11 protein-coding genes are annotated in these 15,306 nt (G+C 69.4%); 5 read left to right on the forward strand and 6 right to left on the reverse strand.

Annotation, left to right across the window (positions count from 1 at the left end; translation table 11 throughout):
• Window positions 1–9: 9 nt before the first annotated feature.
• The 4 genes from ACWCRJ_RS26250 (at window position 10) to ACWCRJ_RS26265 (ending at window position 6,718) form a co-directional block, all read left to right on the forward strand.
• Window positions 10–1,851, forward strand: a complete 1,842-nt coding sequence (locus ACWCRJ_RS26250; protein WP_450941594.1) for a peroxidase family protein — start codon at window positions 10–12, stop codon at window positions 1,849–1,851.
• 1 nt (window position 1,852) lies between these two features.
• Window positions 1,853–3,889, forward strand: a complete 2,037-nt coding sequence (locus ACWCRJ_RS26255) for a trypsin-like serine peptidase (RefSeq protein WP_450941595.1) — start codon at window positions 1,853–1,855, stop codon at window positions 3,887–3,889.
• A 125-nt stretch (window positions 3,890–4,014) separates the two neighbouring features.
• Window positions 4,015–5,040: a hypothetical protein gene (locus tag ACWCRJ_RS26260; protein ID WP_450941596.1), complete on the forward strand. Its 1,026-nt coding sequence runs from the start codon at window positions 4,015–4,017 to the stop codon at window positions 5,038–5,040.
• 916 nt (window positions 5,041–5,956) lie between these two features.
• Window positions 5,957–6,718, forward strand: a complete 762-nt coding sequence (locus ACWCRJ_RS26265; protein WP_450941597.1) for a maleylpyruvate isomerase family mycothiol-dependent enzyme — start codon at window positions 5,957–5,959, stop codon at window positions 6,716–6,718.
• A 421-nt stretch (window positions 6,719–7,139) separates the two neighbouring features.
• On the opposite strand, the gene ACWCRJ_RS26270 is transcribed toward ACWCRJ_RS26265, so the two are convergent.
• The 5 genes from ACWCRJ_RS26270 to ACWCRJ_RS26290 all read right to left on the reverse strand — a co-directional run bounded on the left by ACWCRJ_RS26270 (window position 7,140) and on the right by ACWCRJ_RS26290 (window position 12,661).
• Window positions 7,140–7,853 (reverse strand): ATP-binding cassette domain-containing protein, encoded by a 714-nt coding sequence (locus ACWCRJ_RS26270; protein ID WP_450941598.1) that lies wholly within the window; start codon window positions 7,851–7,853, stop codon window positions 7,140–7,142.
• Window positions 7,850–8,383, reverse strand: coding sequence for a hypothetical protein (locus ACWCRJ_RS26275; protein WP_450941599.1), 534 nt, complete (start codon window positions 8,381–8,383; stop codon window positions 7,850–7,852). Before ACWCRJ_RS26275 ends, ACWCRJ_RS26270 begins: the two co-directional genes overlap by 4 nt.
• A 116-nt stretch (window positions 8,384–8,499) precedes the next feature.
• Complete coding sequence (locus tag ACWCRJ_RS26280; protein WP_450941600.1) at window positions 8,500–9,771, reverse strand: hypothetical protein; 1,272 nt, start codon at window positions 9,769–9,771, stop codon at window positions 8,500–8,502.
• 893 nt (window positions 9,772–10,664) lie between these two features.
• Complete coding sequence (locus tag ACWCRJ_RS26285; RefSeq protein WP_450941601.1) at window positions 10,665–11,234, reverse strand: TetR/AcrR family transcriptional regulator; 570 nt, start codon at window positions 11,232–11,234, stop codon at window positions 10,665–10,667.
• 101 nt (window positions 11,235–11,335) lie between these two features.
• Window positions 11,336–12,661, reverse strand: coding sequence for a DUF3533 domain-containing protein (locus tag ACWCRJ_RS26290; protein WP_450941602.1), 1,326 nt, complete (start codon window positions 12,659–12,661; stop codon window positions 11,336–11,338).
• Between the two features lie 538 nt (window positions 12,662–13,199).
• Here ACWCRJ_RS26290 and ACWCRJ_RS26295 point away from each other — a divergent pair.
• Window positions 13,200–13,673: a hypothetical protein gene (locus ACWCRJ_RS26295; protein ID WP_450941603.1), complete on the forward strand. Its 474-nt coding sequence runs from the start codon at window positions 13,200–13,202 to the stop codon at window positions 13,671–13,673.
• A 47-nt stretch (window positions 13,674–13,720) separates the two neighbouring features.
• Here the strand turns inward: ACWCRJ_RS26295 and ACWCRJ_RS26300 are convergent, their stop codons facing one another.
• Complete coding sequence (locus ACWCRJ_RS26300) at window positions 13,721–15,169, reverse strand: FG-GAP repeat domain-containing protein (RefSeq protein ID WP_450941604.1); 1,449 nt, start codon at window positions 15,167–15,169, stop codon at window positions 13,721–13,723.
• Window positions 15,170–15,306: the final 137 nt, after the last annotated feature.

The raw sequence follows: 15,306 nt of genomic DNA on the forward strand, positions 1-15,306 counted from the left end.
GAGACCGCGATGAGCAAGCAACCACGCGCCGCAGCCGGATACCGTACGTCACTTCCCTGGCGGGTCGTCACCGCCGGCGCCGAATACCTGGACCGACGTCTCGGCTGGGACAGGCTGCCTGTCCTACCGGGCTTGCTGACCCTCCTCGGACTGCGAGTCAAGCTCCGGCAGAAGAACCTCCACGACACCGGTCATCTGCCCTCGGCCGACCTGCCCGATCCCGCGCCCCCCTCCGAGAGCCACAAGGTCAACCGGACCGCCGACGGCAGCCACAACGACCTCGACGAGCCGCGCATGGGCATGGCGGGCACCCGCTTCGGCCGGAACATCCCGCTGGACCGGATCGCCCCGGCCACACCCGAGGACGTGCTCGCCGCGCCGAGCCCGCGCGAGGTCAGTCGTTCCCTGCTCACCCGCGACGAACTGACCCCCGCAGAATCGGTCAACTCCCTGGTCGCCGCCTGGCTTCAGTTCATGGTCCGCGACTGGTTCAGTCACGGGACCAGCCCCACGGAACGGCCCTGGGAAGTGCCCCTCATGGACGACGACCCGTGGCCGGAACACCCCATGCGGATCATGCGGACACCGGACGACCCGACCCGCGACCCGCAGGCTCCCCCAGGGACGCCCGACACCCGCGTCAACGTGTCCTCCCACTGGTGGGACGCCTCACAGATCTACGGGACGAACGAGACCGAGCAACGCCTGATGCGCACCGGTGAGCTGGGCAAGCTGCGGCTGTGGGACGACGAGCAGTCCCCGATCCCCTCGGACCCCTCCCGGGATCCCTCGCACATCCCCGGGTTCTGGGTGGGCCTGGCCATGATGCACGACCTGTTCGCCCGTGAGCACAACGCGATCTGCGACCACCTGCACGGGGCGTACCCGTCCTGGAACGACGAGGAGCTCTTCCAGCGGGCCCGGCTCGTCAACGCCGCGCTCCTCGCCAAGATCCACACCGTGGAGTGGACACCGGCCGTGATCAGCCACCCCACCACCGTCAAGGCACTGCGCGCCAACTGGTGGGGCGTCGCGGGCGAGCGCGTCCACAACCTCTTCGGCCGCATCAGCGACAGCGAGGTCGTCAGCGGCATCCCCGGCGCCGAGACGGACCACTACGGCGTCCCGTACTCCCTCACCGAGGAGTTCGTGGCCGTCTACCGTATGCACCCGCTCATCCGTGACGAGTGGCATCTGCGCTCCGCCGCCGACGACACGAGCTTGCGCCACTGCACCCTCCGCGACATCTCGGGCCCCGGGGCGCTGAAGGTCCTGGAGACCACCGAGATGAGTGATCTGCTCTACAGCTTCGGCACGCTCCACCCCGGACTGGTCACCCTGCACAACTTCCCCAAGTTCCTGCAGGAGCTCGAGCGTCCCGACGGACAGCTGCAGGACCTCGCCGCCACCGACATCCTGCGCTCCCGGGAGCTGGGCGTCCCCCGCTACAACGAGTTCCGCCGGCTGCTGCGGCTGAAGCCCGCCGCGAACTTCCTGGAACTGACCGAAAACCGGGCGTGGGCCGAGCAGATCCAGTGGCTGTACGACGGCGACATCGAGAAGGTCGACCTCATGGTCGGGCTGTACGCGGAGAAGCTGCCGACCGGATTCGCCTTCAGCGACACGGCGTTCCGCATCTTCATCCTGATGGCCTCACGCCGGCTGAACAGCGACCGCTTCTTCACCGAGTACTACACCCCCGAGGTGTACTCCAAGGCCGGTATGGCTTGGATCGACGACAACTCCATGATCACGGTGCTGCTGCGCCACCACCCGGAGCTGCGTACGGCTCTGGCGGGGCTGGCGAACGCCTTCGTGCCGTGGAACACACCCGGAAGGACGGTGACCTGACATGGCGGCGACGGACAGGTCCCACGACGAACGGGAGCGCCAGGCCGCGGCGGCTGCCGCACGGTACGGGGAGACCGGCGACGAGCGGCGGGCCATCAGACAGCGGCAGGATGCCGGGGTCGCCTTCCCGGACTCGGAGGAGGCACTCGCGGCGCGCGCGGCCCGACTGCTCGACCGGCAGGCGGTGCCCGCCGCCATGGCGGTGGAGGCCGTCCGGGCGGAGCCGCTGGAGGCGAGCGCCGCGTACGAACGCATTCTGGGGGTGTCCAGGGACCTGCAGGCCTGGAGTTTCCTGCCGCGCGGCGCCCGGGCGGCCCGCACCGTCGCCCGGATCTCGGTGCGGGAGAACGGCCGCGAGCTGCCGGTCGGCACCGGCTTCCTGGTGTCACCGAACCTGCTGCTGACCAACCATCACGTGCTCCCCGACGTCGAGGCCGCCCGGCAGAGCTTCGTGGAGTTCGACGCCCAGGTCACCGTCGACAACGCTTCCCAGCCGGCGACGCGGTTGGAGCTCGACCCGGACGGATTCTTCGCGGCGGACCAACGCCTCGACTTCGCCCTGGTGCGGGTCGCCCCCGGCCCGGACCTGCGGCCCGCGGGCCAGACGTTCGGCTGGAACCGGCTCAGCGCCCAGAAGGGAAAACTGGTCATTGGCGAGCCGGTCAACGTCATCGGCCATCCCATGGGACGCCTGAAGGAGATCGCCGTACGCGACAACACGCTCCAGGTACGCCTCGACGACTTCCTCCATTACGAGACGGACACCGAGCCGGGCAACTCGGGCTCTCCCGTCTTCAACGACCAATGGGAGGTCGTCGCCCTCCACCACAGCGGCGTCCCCAGGACCGACGGACAGGGCCGCGTCCTGCGCCGTGACGGACAGGTCTGGCAGCCCGGTGACGGCGACGACGCCATCGACTGGGTGTCCAACGAGGGCGTACGCATCAGCTCGATCCTGAAGCATCTCGCTGCCTTGCCCCTCTCCTCCCGGCAGCAGGAACTGCTGGCCGAGATGGGCCCGGAGTCGGGGCTGGACGCAGCAGAGGCCGCCGCAGGTCCGGTGCCGGCTCCGGCTCCCGCCGTCGCGGCGTCGCCCCCGGCCGCCGAGCAGGTCACCGCGCGGGCGGGTCTGCGCGCCCGGGACGGCGCGTTCGGCGGCAGACGGCATCTGGTCTTCCTGCACGGTCGCTCCCAGGAAGGCAAGGAGCCCGAGAAACTGCGCCGCGAATGGGCGGCCGGACTCAACCAGGGGCTCGTCCGCGCCGGGCTCTCTCCCTTCGTCGACCCGGCGGACGTCTGGTTCCCCTACTACGGCGACAGGCTGGTGCGGGCCATGACCGCGCACGAGGCCGTCCCCCACCTCACCGAGGCGCCGACCGCCAGGGCGGCGGAGGCCGTGGCACCCACCACCCCCTCCGCCCGCGCGGTGTACGAGGAGATCATCGGCGAGGCGGCCTCGAAGTGGGACATGCCGCAGGAGGGCCAGTTGGCCACCGAGCGCATCGACCTGGGTGACGTGGCCGGGTCCCTGCAGAAGCGGCTCAGCTGGCTGGCCGCCAGGAGCGACCTCGATGCCTGGGCCATCGCCCTGGTCTTCCGCGATGTGGCCGCGTACCTCGAAGACCGGCGCATCCGGGACGAGGTCCTGGACTGCGTACTTGAGACGATGCCGGACGCCGGGGAAGTGGTGCTCGTCAGTCACAGCCTCGGCACGGTCGTCGGCCTTGATCTCACCACACGACTGTCCCCCGGGGTGGACCTCGTCCATCTGACCACGGCGGGCAGCCCCCTCGGCCTGGACAGCGTGTACAGCAGGCTGCTCGTCGGCGGACCGAAACGTCCGGACGTCGTGGCGGACTGGCTCAACGTCTGGTGCCCGACCGACGGGGTGGCCATCGGATGCCCGCTGGGCGACGACTGGGCGGACGGTCTGTCCGACCTCGCCGTCGTCAACGCCCGCGACCGGGCACACAGCATCGTCGAGTACCTCGCCCACCCCGACGTCGCACGATCGATCGGCAGCCACCTCAGCGGCTGAGCCTGCCGTTCCGTCACCGAGCGGACCGGTGGCACATGTCGGCACGCTCGCGCGTCGAGCCGAGCAGCCACCCCTTGTCAGAGCGGTCGTGGGACCGCTTCGCATGTGATGCGAAAGGATGCGCCATGGAACTCGAATCCCTCCCGGACGAGATCGTCGCGGCGATCGAGGTGCGCGATCGTTGGAGGCGCGCATCGGCCAGCGGTGGCCTGGAGTTCCTCGTCACCGACATCGCCCGGTGGACACCCGGTTCGACCGTGCGGGTCGCGTTTCTCGACGGGGACGAACAACTGCACGCGGACATCGCCGGAGCGACGGCGCAGATCACCGACACCTGCAACCTGAAACTCGACTTCGGCCACGACGAGGTGACCGGAACCTTCCGGCGATGGAGCACGGCCGATACCGCCTTCGCCGCCGAAATCCGAGTCAGCTTCGACCTGCAGGGGTACTTCTCCCTGGTCGGCACCGACAGCACGGATCGCACCATCGGCGCGGGAGGTGGCCCGGTCGGGGGCAACCCGGGCCAGCGCAGCCTGAACCTCGGGCGCTACGCGGTGAACAGGCCCGCCCAGTGGGAGGGCACGGTGCGGCACGAGTTCCTGCACGCGCTGGCGTTCCACCACTCCCACCAGAACATGCGCGGCACCTGCGAGGCCGAGTTCCGCTGGGACGACGACGCCGGGTATGTTCCCACCCAAGACGCGGACGGTGTCTTCGTGGCGGACTCGCAAGGTCGGCGCCCCGGCATCTACACATACCTCGCGGGTGAGCCGAACCGATGGCCGCGCGCGAAGGTGGACCACAACCTTCGCACCGAGAATGACCCGGATGTCGTTGCCGGGCCTTTCGACCCACGGTCCGTGATGCTGTACCGGTTCCCGTCGTTCTTCTACAAGTCCACCCCGAGCAGTTGCGCACCGACCGGTGACGGGCAGAACCTGTCGGACGGCGACAAGCGCGGGCTCAACCTGCTGTACCCGCACACCGCGGACGAGGTGGCGGACCTTCAGGCTCGGGCCGACACGGTCCTGCAGTCGATCGGGGCCGGTGCGGAGGGACTTCCCAGCTCTGACGGCGGCAACCTGGTCGAGGCGTACCGCAGCCGGGTCGGGGCGCTGGTCGCCGCACAGGCCGCGGGCGCCGACTGAGCCGAGCAGCGCTCGGCGTCGAACCGTGGGACATGTACGGCGGCCGTCCACGACAAGGTGCGCCTTGCGGTCGAAGTGGCCTGCGAGCCGGGCCAGGAAGCGGCACACGACGTCGGCGTCGAAGGTCTCGGTGCACACCATGAGGTGCATCCGGCCCTTGGTACTGATCGCGGACATCGCGTCGACCGAGACCGGTTGCCCGAGCGGCGTACGGCAGGGGTGCACCCTTTGGCGTACCAGATGCGGCCGGTGACCTGGCCGGAACGGATGCCGACCTGGTCGGCGAAGAGCACCTCGCCGCGCTCGGCCTTCGCCCTGGCCCGGATCGCCGGCCAGGTCTCCTCCCGCCAGACACGTACCGCTCTCGTGTCTGGCTCGACGGCCCGCTTGCCCGGACGCTGGAAGGACAGCCCCACCGGCGCGGGTACTCGCCCACCCCCTGCTCGGTCAGCCGCACCCGGTACAACTTCGCGATCAGATCCCCGACCCCGGTCCGCCGCGTCCACAGCTGCCCTGTCAGCCCCAGGTCACAGGGGCAGTGATCCAGTACGGCCTGCCGGATCGCCTCCTGCTCGACCGCATCGAGAACCTGTTGATCACCGACCCGGCGGCCACTCCGCGCACCGCTCCCGCAAGGTCCGCGCCTGGCCGGCCGATCACCCGGACCGTATCGAGCCGCACTTCCTGCCGTCGTACTCGCCGGAGCTGCACCCCCGACGAGTTGGTCGCCGCCGATCGCAACGGGAGTCCGCCCATGCACAGCCGGGCCCGTGACCAGGCCCAACTCGCTGCCGAGACCCGCCGGTTCTGCCATCGCCGCCAGCGTGAGCGGCAGCTCGATAGGTGCTTCGACTCCCGCAGCTGACGGCCTGGAAATGAGGTGCGGTCGGCTGAGCTGGAGTGATAGGCAAGCGATGTGACAGAGAGTCCTGAGTATTCCGCCCTGCTGCAACTGATCGACGAGCGGTCGGCCGCGTTCCGGAGTGCGGTTGCCGCCGCGCCCAGCCTTGACGAGCCGGTGCCGTCCTGCCCCGAGTGGACGTTGTTCGATCTGGTGCATCACCTGGGTACGGGCCAGCGCTGGTGGGCGGCGATCGTCGCCGCGGGCCCGGCCGAGGCTCCGCCGGCCAAGGATGCCGCGGAGGTGCCGCGCGAGCTCGCGGCGCTGACGGCCTGGTACGCCGAGTCGAACGAGCTGCTGCTGAGTGCGCTGCGCGAGGCCGGCCCGGAGCGCGAGTGCTGGACGTGGTGGGGTGCCGGCGTGTCGCCGGCGAATGCCTGGGGTGTTGCCCGGCGCCGGGTGCACGAGGTGCTGGTGCACACCTACGACGCCCAGCTCGCCGCAGGCGCCGTGCAGTCGATGCCGGCGGACGTCGCGATCGACGGCGTGGCCGAGTTTCTCGACACCTGCAACTCCACCCCGGCGGCCTGGCCGCACGAGGCCGCCACCATCCACTACCACGCCACCGAGGGCCGCTCCTGGCTTCTCGCGCTGGACGGCACCGGCGCCTGGCCCGCACCCCTCACGGACGACGCCGCGCCCGCCTCCGCTTCGGCCACGGGCACCGCCGAGCAGCTGCTCCTCTTCGTCTGGGGCCGCCTCACGCTGAGCGACCTGAAGGTGGAGGGCGACCAGCAGGTGTTCGAGCAGCTGATCGCCTGGGAGCCCGAGGAGTAGCCAGTCGATACCGCCACCGGACGGCCTCGACGACGTCCGCGTCCGCGGGCAACGCCCGTGCCCCGCGCTCCACCGATACACCCCTGTGCCGTCGCTCCTCCCCCGCAGACCTGCCCCGGCGCCGTGCGGCGGTGGGTGGAGCTGGTGATGTTCGACGTGGTTTTCGAGGTGGAGCGCTCGCGAGGACCCCGCGCATACCACTCGCCGAGTTCCACTACCTGCCCGGCACCCCGCCCCATGCCGAGACGGTGTGCGGTCCGGCCGATGCTCCGAAACGATCCGATGCGCCTCGTCGGCATGGACAGAAGCTAATAACTATCCCTATACCTGTACTCGCCGGCGAACGCTACTCCGACCGCATTGCTAGAGGACACGAGCCGTACGGAGTTCCGTGCCGCTTCCGGTGGCGTGGGTGCGGCCGTCACATCCTGCTGTCCGGGTCGTCTGCGATCACTCGTGCGTAGCCACCCGCCGAGCGCAGCTCGTCCAGCGACCCGGCGAACCTTTTGCGCGCGTTCTTGAGCACGACCACGCTGTCGCAGCAGCCCTCCACGTCCTCCATCAGATGGGTGGCCATGACGACCGTGGTCGTGGCACTCAGTTCCCGCAGCAACAGGTGCAGTTGCTCGCGCTGTTCCGGGTCGAGGCCGTTCGTCGGCTCGTCGAGAAGCAGGAGTTCCGGCCGGTTCACCAGAGCTTGGGCGATCCCGACACGGCGTTGCATACCCCCGGAGAGGGAGCGGTACTTCTTGTCGATACGCGCGCTCAGGCCGGCGCTCTCCACCGCGCGCTCCACCGCAGTTGCCCCGCCGCGGCCGGGCATGTCCTTCAGCCAGGCCGCATAGCTGACGCACTCGCGGACCGTGAACCCCCGGAACATCTCGCACTTCTGCGGCAGATAGCCGAGCCTGCGGCGGATCTCCCTCCGCTCGGCGGGACGACCAGGGTCCCTGTCCAGCAGCCTGAGTTCACCTTCAGCCGGGCGGGTCGCCGTCGCCAGTACGGCGAGCAGCGAGCTCTTCCCGGAACCGTTCGGTCCCAGCAGACCGTGGACGCCCCGAGGCAAGTCCAGACAGAGACTGTCGACCGCGGTCGTGCGCCGGTGGCGGACGGTCACGCGGCGGGCGTTGATCATCGGGACCTCAAGTCATCGAAGGACTCACGGCGGAGCGTGAGCAGAAGGGTCAGTACGCCGGCGGCCAGTGCCCAGAGGAACTGGGAACCGAAGTCGAGAAGGTCCATGAGGACTTCGAGAAGGACACGGCGCCAGGAGGTGACAGGCCCGTCCGTCCGCATGGACAGCCGGGTGATGGCCGAGACCGCCAAGAGCCACATGACGGATACCGCGCCGGCACCGAGCAAGCAGCCGATGTAGGAGCTGAGGACGAGCGTGGCGAGCGTGAGGGTCAGACACGGCACGAGCCAGGCCGCAGCCCAGAGCGAACCGCTCAACCCGGCCAGACCGGCGGCGGCGAGCAGCGGAAGACAGAGGGCCAGAACGACCCCGGTCCGCAGGAGCAGCAGTCGCAGCCCTCCCGCCGGGGTCGTACGCACGACCGGCGCGAAGGGGTCGGCCTTACCGCCGTAGCTGACGGCGACCCAGACGAGGGGCAGCAGCGGGGCAAGCAGCAGCAGGACAGCCAGGATGTCCTCCTGGTCAGCCATCCTCCCCAGCCACACGCCCGCCGCACATACTCCGCAGACGGACAGCAGCCAGGGCCACCGCAGGCCGGGGACGGCCCGCAACCACACGGGAAGAAGCTGATGTGGGTTCAGGACGATCACCAATGCCAGTAGGGCAGGTCGGGCAGCGCTTTCCCGAACCTCACCGCGTGCAGATACCGCTCGAGCCAGTCCGCGCGCTGCTTCGGAGGAAGGCCGTCCAGCTCTCGGATGCGGAGCAGTTGCTCTTCTCGGTACAGCGCGTTGTCCGGCGGGATGCCGGTCAGCCAGGCGAACACCGCTCCGTCCAGGGACCCCGTACAGAAGGAATCCGGGCAGACCACGTCCCTGGCGAGGGACTCCGTATCGGCACCGGCATCGATACCGATGACCCGTGGGCCGGAGTCGGCTGGATCGTCATCGGCCCCCCAGTCTCTATAGCGGTAGCTCTGGTCGCTCACCACGTAGTAGGTGGGGGCGTTGCGCACGCCTTCCAGTTTTTCGGCGAGCCGGTCCACCTGGGGTTGGAGGCGTCGCCGCGCGCCTTCGTTCTCCCTCGGTAGACAAAGAGCGGCCTGTCGCCCCGTGCATCGCATCTCGGAGGCGTTGACGGCGGAGATCGCAGCGCCGCCCTCCTGCGTCAGTCCCAGACCCAGTGCCCCCGCTCCGGCCACCACCACCAGTACGACGGCCGTCTTCCAGTAGCGCGCGCACAGGCTGACGGCCCCCGCCGCCACGACGGCGAACAGCAGGGATCGTCCCCAGGGCAGCCACAGGGGAGGGTGAACCGGAACCCAGCCGGACGTGTTGGGCGGAAGCGCGTCCCCGCTGTAGTTGATCTCCACGGGATGTGTGATCGCCATCCACCATGCGCTCTGCCCGAACAGGACCAAGGCCGTGACGAGGACGAACGGTGTCACCGGGAGCGGCACGGTGCGGCCGACCAGGTAGGCGATACACGAGACGGCCGTGATCGATGCCGCGTCGACGGTCATGGCGTCGAACGGCGGACGGTGGGACGGTTGTCCTGCGAACGGCCACACGAGTACTGCCAGGACCGCCAGCAGATATCCGCACAGGGGCCACAGGACGCCCGAGGCCAAGCCTGCCAGGCGCTGCCAGAGCACTCCGCGAACGGCTGTCGCATGGATCCAGTCGACTCCGCCGCGCACCTCGGCGCCGCCCTGCCAGCTCGCGAGGAGGACGGCGGCCGCCCCGCCGTAGCCGCATGCCGCCTCGTGGAGGTTCTCGCCGATCTCGATCCACCTGTCCTGGGACTGGCTCACGGCGAAGCCGGCGATCAGAGCCGCCACGGTCAACGACAGCAACGGGCCGGCCTGGCGCCGCAGATACGCCCGGAGCACCAGAGTCCCGGGTTCCCACCGTGCCACATACATGATGTGAAGGAGCGTTGCCGCTGTGTCCGCAGTTGCGGGTGGGCAGGGGCGTGACGGAGTGAACGCGGGCGCGTGAGTCGTGCAACAGCGCATACGGGGATACCGGGCCGCTCCGGTCGCCGACTCCGGGTGACCGAGAACCCGGAGCCGGCATCACTGGAACGAAGGACGAACCCACCAGGTTCTATGACACAGACTTCGCCGCTGGACGTCATACCCCACGCCGTCTGACGCCGGTGCGGTCCATCCACGCGCGGGATGACCGAAGCCGCGGTTGTGCGGGTGCCGGACGGGCCCTTGCCCGGCGCTTGACGGCTGCGCCATGGTGTCTACGAAATCGGCACTGCCGACCGCTCAGCCTTTCGCTGCCCGGCAGGAGCCCCACAGCGCACCGCGGTTGATGCGCGAGGGGTGACGCTCCAGCATGAACTCGTAGAGTGCGAGGGTGCTGGCAGTGCGACGCACCCCGCGGTCGAAGTCGGGTATGCAGCGACGGGTCTCCTCGCTGTGACGCGGGTCGTCATCGGCGGTCGGGTCCTTGTGCCCTGCATCACCGCGGATCCCCTGCTGGCCTCGCCCGGCAGCGGCGGCACGGGCATCGGCAGCGTCGCGGGCTACCAGCTCACCGCCTCGTCCCCGGCCATCGGCGCGGGAGTCGTCATCTCCGACAACGGCGGCAAGGGCTACTGGGGATCGACCGTTCCCGCGGTCTGCGCACCCGACATCGGCGCCGACCGGTTCAGCACGCCGTCCGACGCGGCCTGCCTCGCGAACGAGAAGCCGCCGAGACCCAGGCGACGACCTGATCGGCGAGGCCGTCCGGGCGAGCGAGCCGGACGAGGATCTGGGAAACACGGGAAGCACGAAGCACGTGGAAGGACGAGGCGTCAGCGCACGCCTGCCGTGTCGAGCAGAGTGACCACTGTGGGGGCGATGAGTCCCGTGACGGTGTCGGCTCCGATCCCCGCGCGGGCGCTGGCTCCGTCGAAGACCAGGATGAGCTGCCGGGCCAGCAGGCCGGGATCGCTCGCGCCGCCCTGTTCGGCCTCGGCACGGAAGAAGGCCGTAAGTTTCGCCTTGCTCCGGTGTGCCACCTGGCTCGCGGAGTGACTCTGGTCCTTCAGCTCGATCTGCACAGCCAGATACGGGCAGCCCTGGAAGCCGGGCTCGCACGCCTGCGACTCCAGTTGCTCGAAGACGTGCAGGATCCGTTCGCGGGGGGAGCGTTCGTCGTCCGCCGCGGGCAGGAGAGCGGCCACGGAAGCGGCATTGCGCTCCTTCAGGCTCGCTGCCAGCAGATCGTCCTTGCTCTCGAACAGCTGGTACATGGAGCGCTTCGACACTCCCGCCGCCTTGCACAGCGCGTCGACGCCGATGTTGACGCCGTCTCGGTAGGTGAGCGTGGCTGCCGCCTCCAACAGCCGCTCTCTGGAACTTGGCTTCACTTCGGTGGTCATAAGGTGAGGTTAACCCGAATCGGGCGAAATGAAAACCGATCGGTTTCCCATCCGTCGTCGAGGGGCCCGACGGCCGCGTCCTGACGAATACGGAAGATGCTTCACTGCGCCCGGGTTGCGCTCTTCTCGGGCCCGGTCTCGGGCTCGGGCCCGGTCTCGGCGGTGACGGGGATGCGGTGCAGTCCCTTGCGGTCGTACCACCCCAGCACACCGAAGCCGAACACTACGGCCGCCACAAGGCCGGCCGCCATCATCACCCAGCCCCGGGTCAGACCCGCGTCGCCCTGCGCGTCGTAGTAGAGGATCGAGCGGATACCACCGGTGATCTGCCGCAGCGGCTCGAACTCGGCCAGGAAGCGGTAGAAGCCGGGCAGCGCCTCGATGGGGGTCGTGGCCCCGGCCGTCGGCACCGCCATCCCGATGAAGAACAGCGTGACCACCAGCATCCCGGGCGTGCCGAACACCGCCAGGAGGGTGAGCGCGCCGATCCCGGAGACGGCTATGGCGCACACCGAGTACAGCCACAGCAGCGGCAGGTGGGCGGCGTCCATGCCCATGATGCCGACCGCGCCCGCCATCACCAGGGTGCCCATCAGCAAAGACAGGCCCGTCATGAGGGTGCTGCTGATGGTGAGGGTCTGCACCCGGGTCGCCCGGATCAACGGGCGGTGCAGACGCAGCGGGCCCATGTCGTTGTGCGTGTAGCCGAGGGCGTGGTCGACCTGGCCGCTGATGACGTTGGCGGAGAGCATGCCGACGACCACCAGGGCGAGCGCGTAGTAGAACGCCGTCATACCCAGGCCGCTGTGTGAGCCGAGCGGATGGCCGTCCTCGACGGTGACGGCGGCCGGGTCGGCCAGCAGAAGGCGCGCCGCGGCGGGCAGCTCCGCCTGCTCGCCACCGGTCCGCGCGGTCAGTTCCTCACCCAGTCGGAGCGAGGCGTTCTCGGCCGCCTGGGCCGTCGCGACCCGCGCCAGGCTGGAGCCCATGCCGCCGGCGGACTGGTTCGTCACCACCGTCAGCGTCGGACGGACCGGGGGCTCCTTGGCCGCGGTGCCGGTCAGAGCGGTGGTGGAGGACGTGAAGTCGGCGGGCACGACGAGCGCGCCGAACAGCTTGCCCTTGCCGAGCGCTTCCGTCACCTCCGGCTCGTCCATCACCTTCCAGTCGATCTTGTCCCCTCCCCCGGGGGACTTCCGGATCGACTCGGTGATCTGCTCCCCCAGGTTGACCTGCCTGCCGCCGACCGAGGCCCCCTTGTCGGCGTTGACCAGACCGACCGGGAGCTTGGTCATGTGGCCGGCCGGGTCGATGTTGGCACCGACATAGAACACGGTGAACAGCAGCGCGAGAACGCCCGTGATGACGCCGTTGGCGATCCACAGGGGTTTCGCACGCAGCACGCGGAAGGGGTGAATTCCATTCATGACTTACTCCGGCCTGGACAACAGCTACATCGGAAGGAGACCGGACGGCACCGTCGCAGACCGGAACTCGCCGTATCGAAACCCCGCGGCACGGGTGGCGACGACCGGGCGAGGGTGAGCCCTCCCGGCGCCCCGGCCGCCGTCGACGAAGCCGGCGACGGCACCCGTGGGTCACGGCCCCAGCCGCCCCACATGGAAACCGGCCGGTTTCCGCCATAGTAAACCGATCAGTTTCCAAATCCAAGTCGAAAGACCACGCCCGGCGGGATCTGGGCGTTCCATAACGCCTGAAACTCCCAGCTAGCGGCATGGGCGGCGTTCCAGGCGTTCCATTTTGGCGTTCGAGCCTTGCTGCGCGCCGCCCTCTGATCCACGATCTCATCGCAGGTCGGGCCGTGGCAGGACGGGAGCCGTTGCGGAGTGAGCCAGGCGGGCCGACCACGCCAACCCGCCCACGGACCAAGCGCCGGCCGGCGGGACGTGGCGCCTCCGCGAAGCTACGACCGGAACAACCGGAACAACCGCAAGAGGAGAAGAAATGCCACTACAGGAGCTGTTCGGCAAGCGGTCCAAGGCGGCGGCCGTGGTGGGGGCGACGACCATCGCCTTCGTCGTAGCGGGACCCGCCCCCGCTGCGTACGCGGGCCCCGAGTGCGGGAATCTCGGATGCTCGTCGACCGTGAATGACAGCGGTGTCGGAGCCGTGGCCTACTTCAACTGGTGCAGGAGCTGGGATCTCACCGGCGCCTCGACGACTACCCAGCCGACGTGCAGCAGCGGTGGGGCCGCGCAGAAGACAGAGTGGCTCAGTCCGGGCGAGCACACCCCGTGGGACCAGGACTGGGACGCTTTCCGAGTCGACGCCGGGTGGTGCTACAAGGTGTCGTTCGACATCCCCGGACCGATCAACGACGACGAGACGTACGACCGGAGGGGCAAGTCCGCGCTCTACGTCAAAGTCGGGGACGAGGCCAACGCCCACATCGTGCGGCAGAGCTCCAGCAGCTGCTAGCCAGGCGAACCGCGCCGACCGCCCACCCTTGTCGCCCGCTCCGGACGTCAGCTGCGGCCGAAGTCCTTGGTTCTGACGAAGCGGCGGTTCGTCTTCGACGGGCCGTCCTTCGTTCCGTGCAGGATCCAGTAACCAGCGTCCTTGCGGGGTTTGTTGAAGCCGAACGTGCCGATGAGCAGCTCGTCGCGGCCATCGATGTCGAGGTCGGCGAGGTGCAGGTCCCAGCCGAAGAAGTCGCGGTCTCCCTCGTGCTGCGGGGAGCCGCCGAGCCCGATCGCGTACCGGTCGATCATGACGGTACGGGACGCGCTGAGCCCGTCATCGCCGCCGACCACCACTGCCACCTGGCCGACGCGGCGATCGTCGCCCGAGGACTGCGTGGCGATGTCGTCGCGCCCGTCGCCGTTGAGATCACCGACGGCGAGGGCGCCGACGACGTCCAGTTTGCCGAGCCCGCTTTCGGGACTGCCCCGGCCGGGCCCCTTGCCGCTGCCGTAGACGGCAACGGCTTGCCTGTAGCCCTGCCGGGCGAGGATGTCGGCACAGCCGTCACCGTCGAAATCTCCCGCCGCCACGGGGCTGGCGCCGTCGCCCAGGCCGGGAGCCCGGCCCGTGATGCCCGGCACGGCCCCGGAGGGCTTCAGCCCCTGTGCCGTACCCCGGTAGAGCACGGCGTCGATGACGTCTTTGGGCATGCCATCCTCGAGGCGAACGTCTTCCTCGTCGTATTCGGCCTTGGTCACCAGATCGTCGCGGCCGTCACCGTCGAAGTCGCCCACGACCGCGTGCGCCATGTACGCCCAGCCTCCTTGGCCCACATCGGCACTCCATGTCCTGCGGGGCACCCCGCCGTCGCGGCCGAGCGGGCCGTACAGGACAGCGGCGGGCTGCGGGGTGCGGTCGTACTCGCTGCCGGGCTCCGCGAGGCTCAGCAGGTCGAGGGCGCCGTCGCCGTCGAAGTCCCCGGCAGCGATGGCCCGCAGGACGTCGGCCGGAAGCTTGGTGGCACCCGTGGGGCCGTCCGGGCCACCCCAGACGATGCGCTGGTCGAGCGTGAACTTCCCGTTGGGGTGGCTCAGCCGGTTGCGCACGACGACGTCGGCGTAACCGTCGTCATCAAGATCCGCGGTGAACTGAGCCGAGCGGTCGTGCATGATCGGCGCGCTGGTGATGTGGGGGTCCGGCTTGGCGTAGCGCTCCGCGAGGCGGAAGGCCTTTCCCGGCTTCGGGCCACCGGAGGCGGCCAGGGCGACGAAGCGGTTGTTGTGCCAGTCGCCCCCTGACTTCGGCTCCTTGTACCAGCCGTTGACGACCGCGTCGCCGTACCCGTCGCCGTTCACGTCGTCCCGATTGACCTCGCCGTCGTCCCGCTGGGCGGGGGAAGGGGGCGGCAGGGGCGCCGGCTTCCCGTCACCGTCCGAGCAGCCCGTGACCAGCAGGGTGCTCAGACAGAGGGCAACCACGACGACAGCAGGGCAGCGAGGGTGCAGGCGCATGGTGCAAGCCTGCAAGACGCAGCTCACGGCCCCGTAACGACCGGATCAGGGTCGGATTCCGGTCAGCGTCCCGCATGCCTTTCGCCGCCGTGCCACTGGGCACCGTCGGCAACGGCACTACTACGACGGATGCAAGG

It is taken from the genome of Streptomyces sp. NPDC002324 (assembly GCF_053593335.1).

Coding starts and splice junctions, on each gene's coding strand:
- ACWCRJ_RS26275 (WP_450941599.1), bottom strand. CDS start 8,383: ATGGCTGACCAGGAGGACATCCTGGCTGTCCTGCTGCTGCTTGCCCCG.
- ACWCRJ_RS26255 (WP_450941595.1), top strand. CDS start 1,853: ATGGCGGCGACGGACAGGTCCCACGACGAACGGGAGCGCCAGGCCGCG.
- ACWCRJ_RS26295 (WP_450941603.1), top strand. CDS start 13,200: ATGCCACTACAGGAGCTGTTCGGCAAGCGGTCCAAGGCGGCGGCCGTG.
- ACWCRJ_RS26270 (WP_450941598.1), bottom strand. CDS start 7,853: ATGATCAACGCCCGCCGCGTGACCGTCCGCCACCGGCGCACGACCGCG.
- ACWCRJ_RS26250 (WP_450941594.1), top strand. CDS start 10: ATGAGCAAGCAACCACGCGCCGCAGCCGGATACCGTACGTCACTTCCC.
- ACWCRJ_RS26285 (WP_450941601.1), bottom strand. CDS start 11,234: ATGACCACCGAAGTGAAGCCAAGTTCCAGAGAGCGGCTGTTGGAGGCG.
- ACWCRJ_RS26290 (WP_450941602.1), bottom strand. CDS start 12,661: ATGAATGGAATTCACCCCTTCCGCGTGCTGCGTGCGAAACCCCTGTGG.
- ACWCRJ_RS26300 (WP_450941604.1), bottom strand. CDS start 15,169: ATGCGCCTGCACCCTCGCTGCCCTGCTGTCGTCGTGGTTGCCCTCTGT.
- ACWCRJ_RS26260 (WP_450941596.1), top strand. CDS start 4,015: ATGGAACTCGAATCCCTCCCGGACGAGATCGTCGCGGCGATCGAGGTG.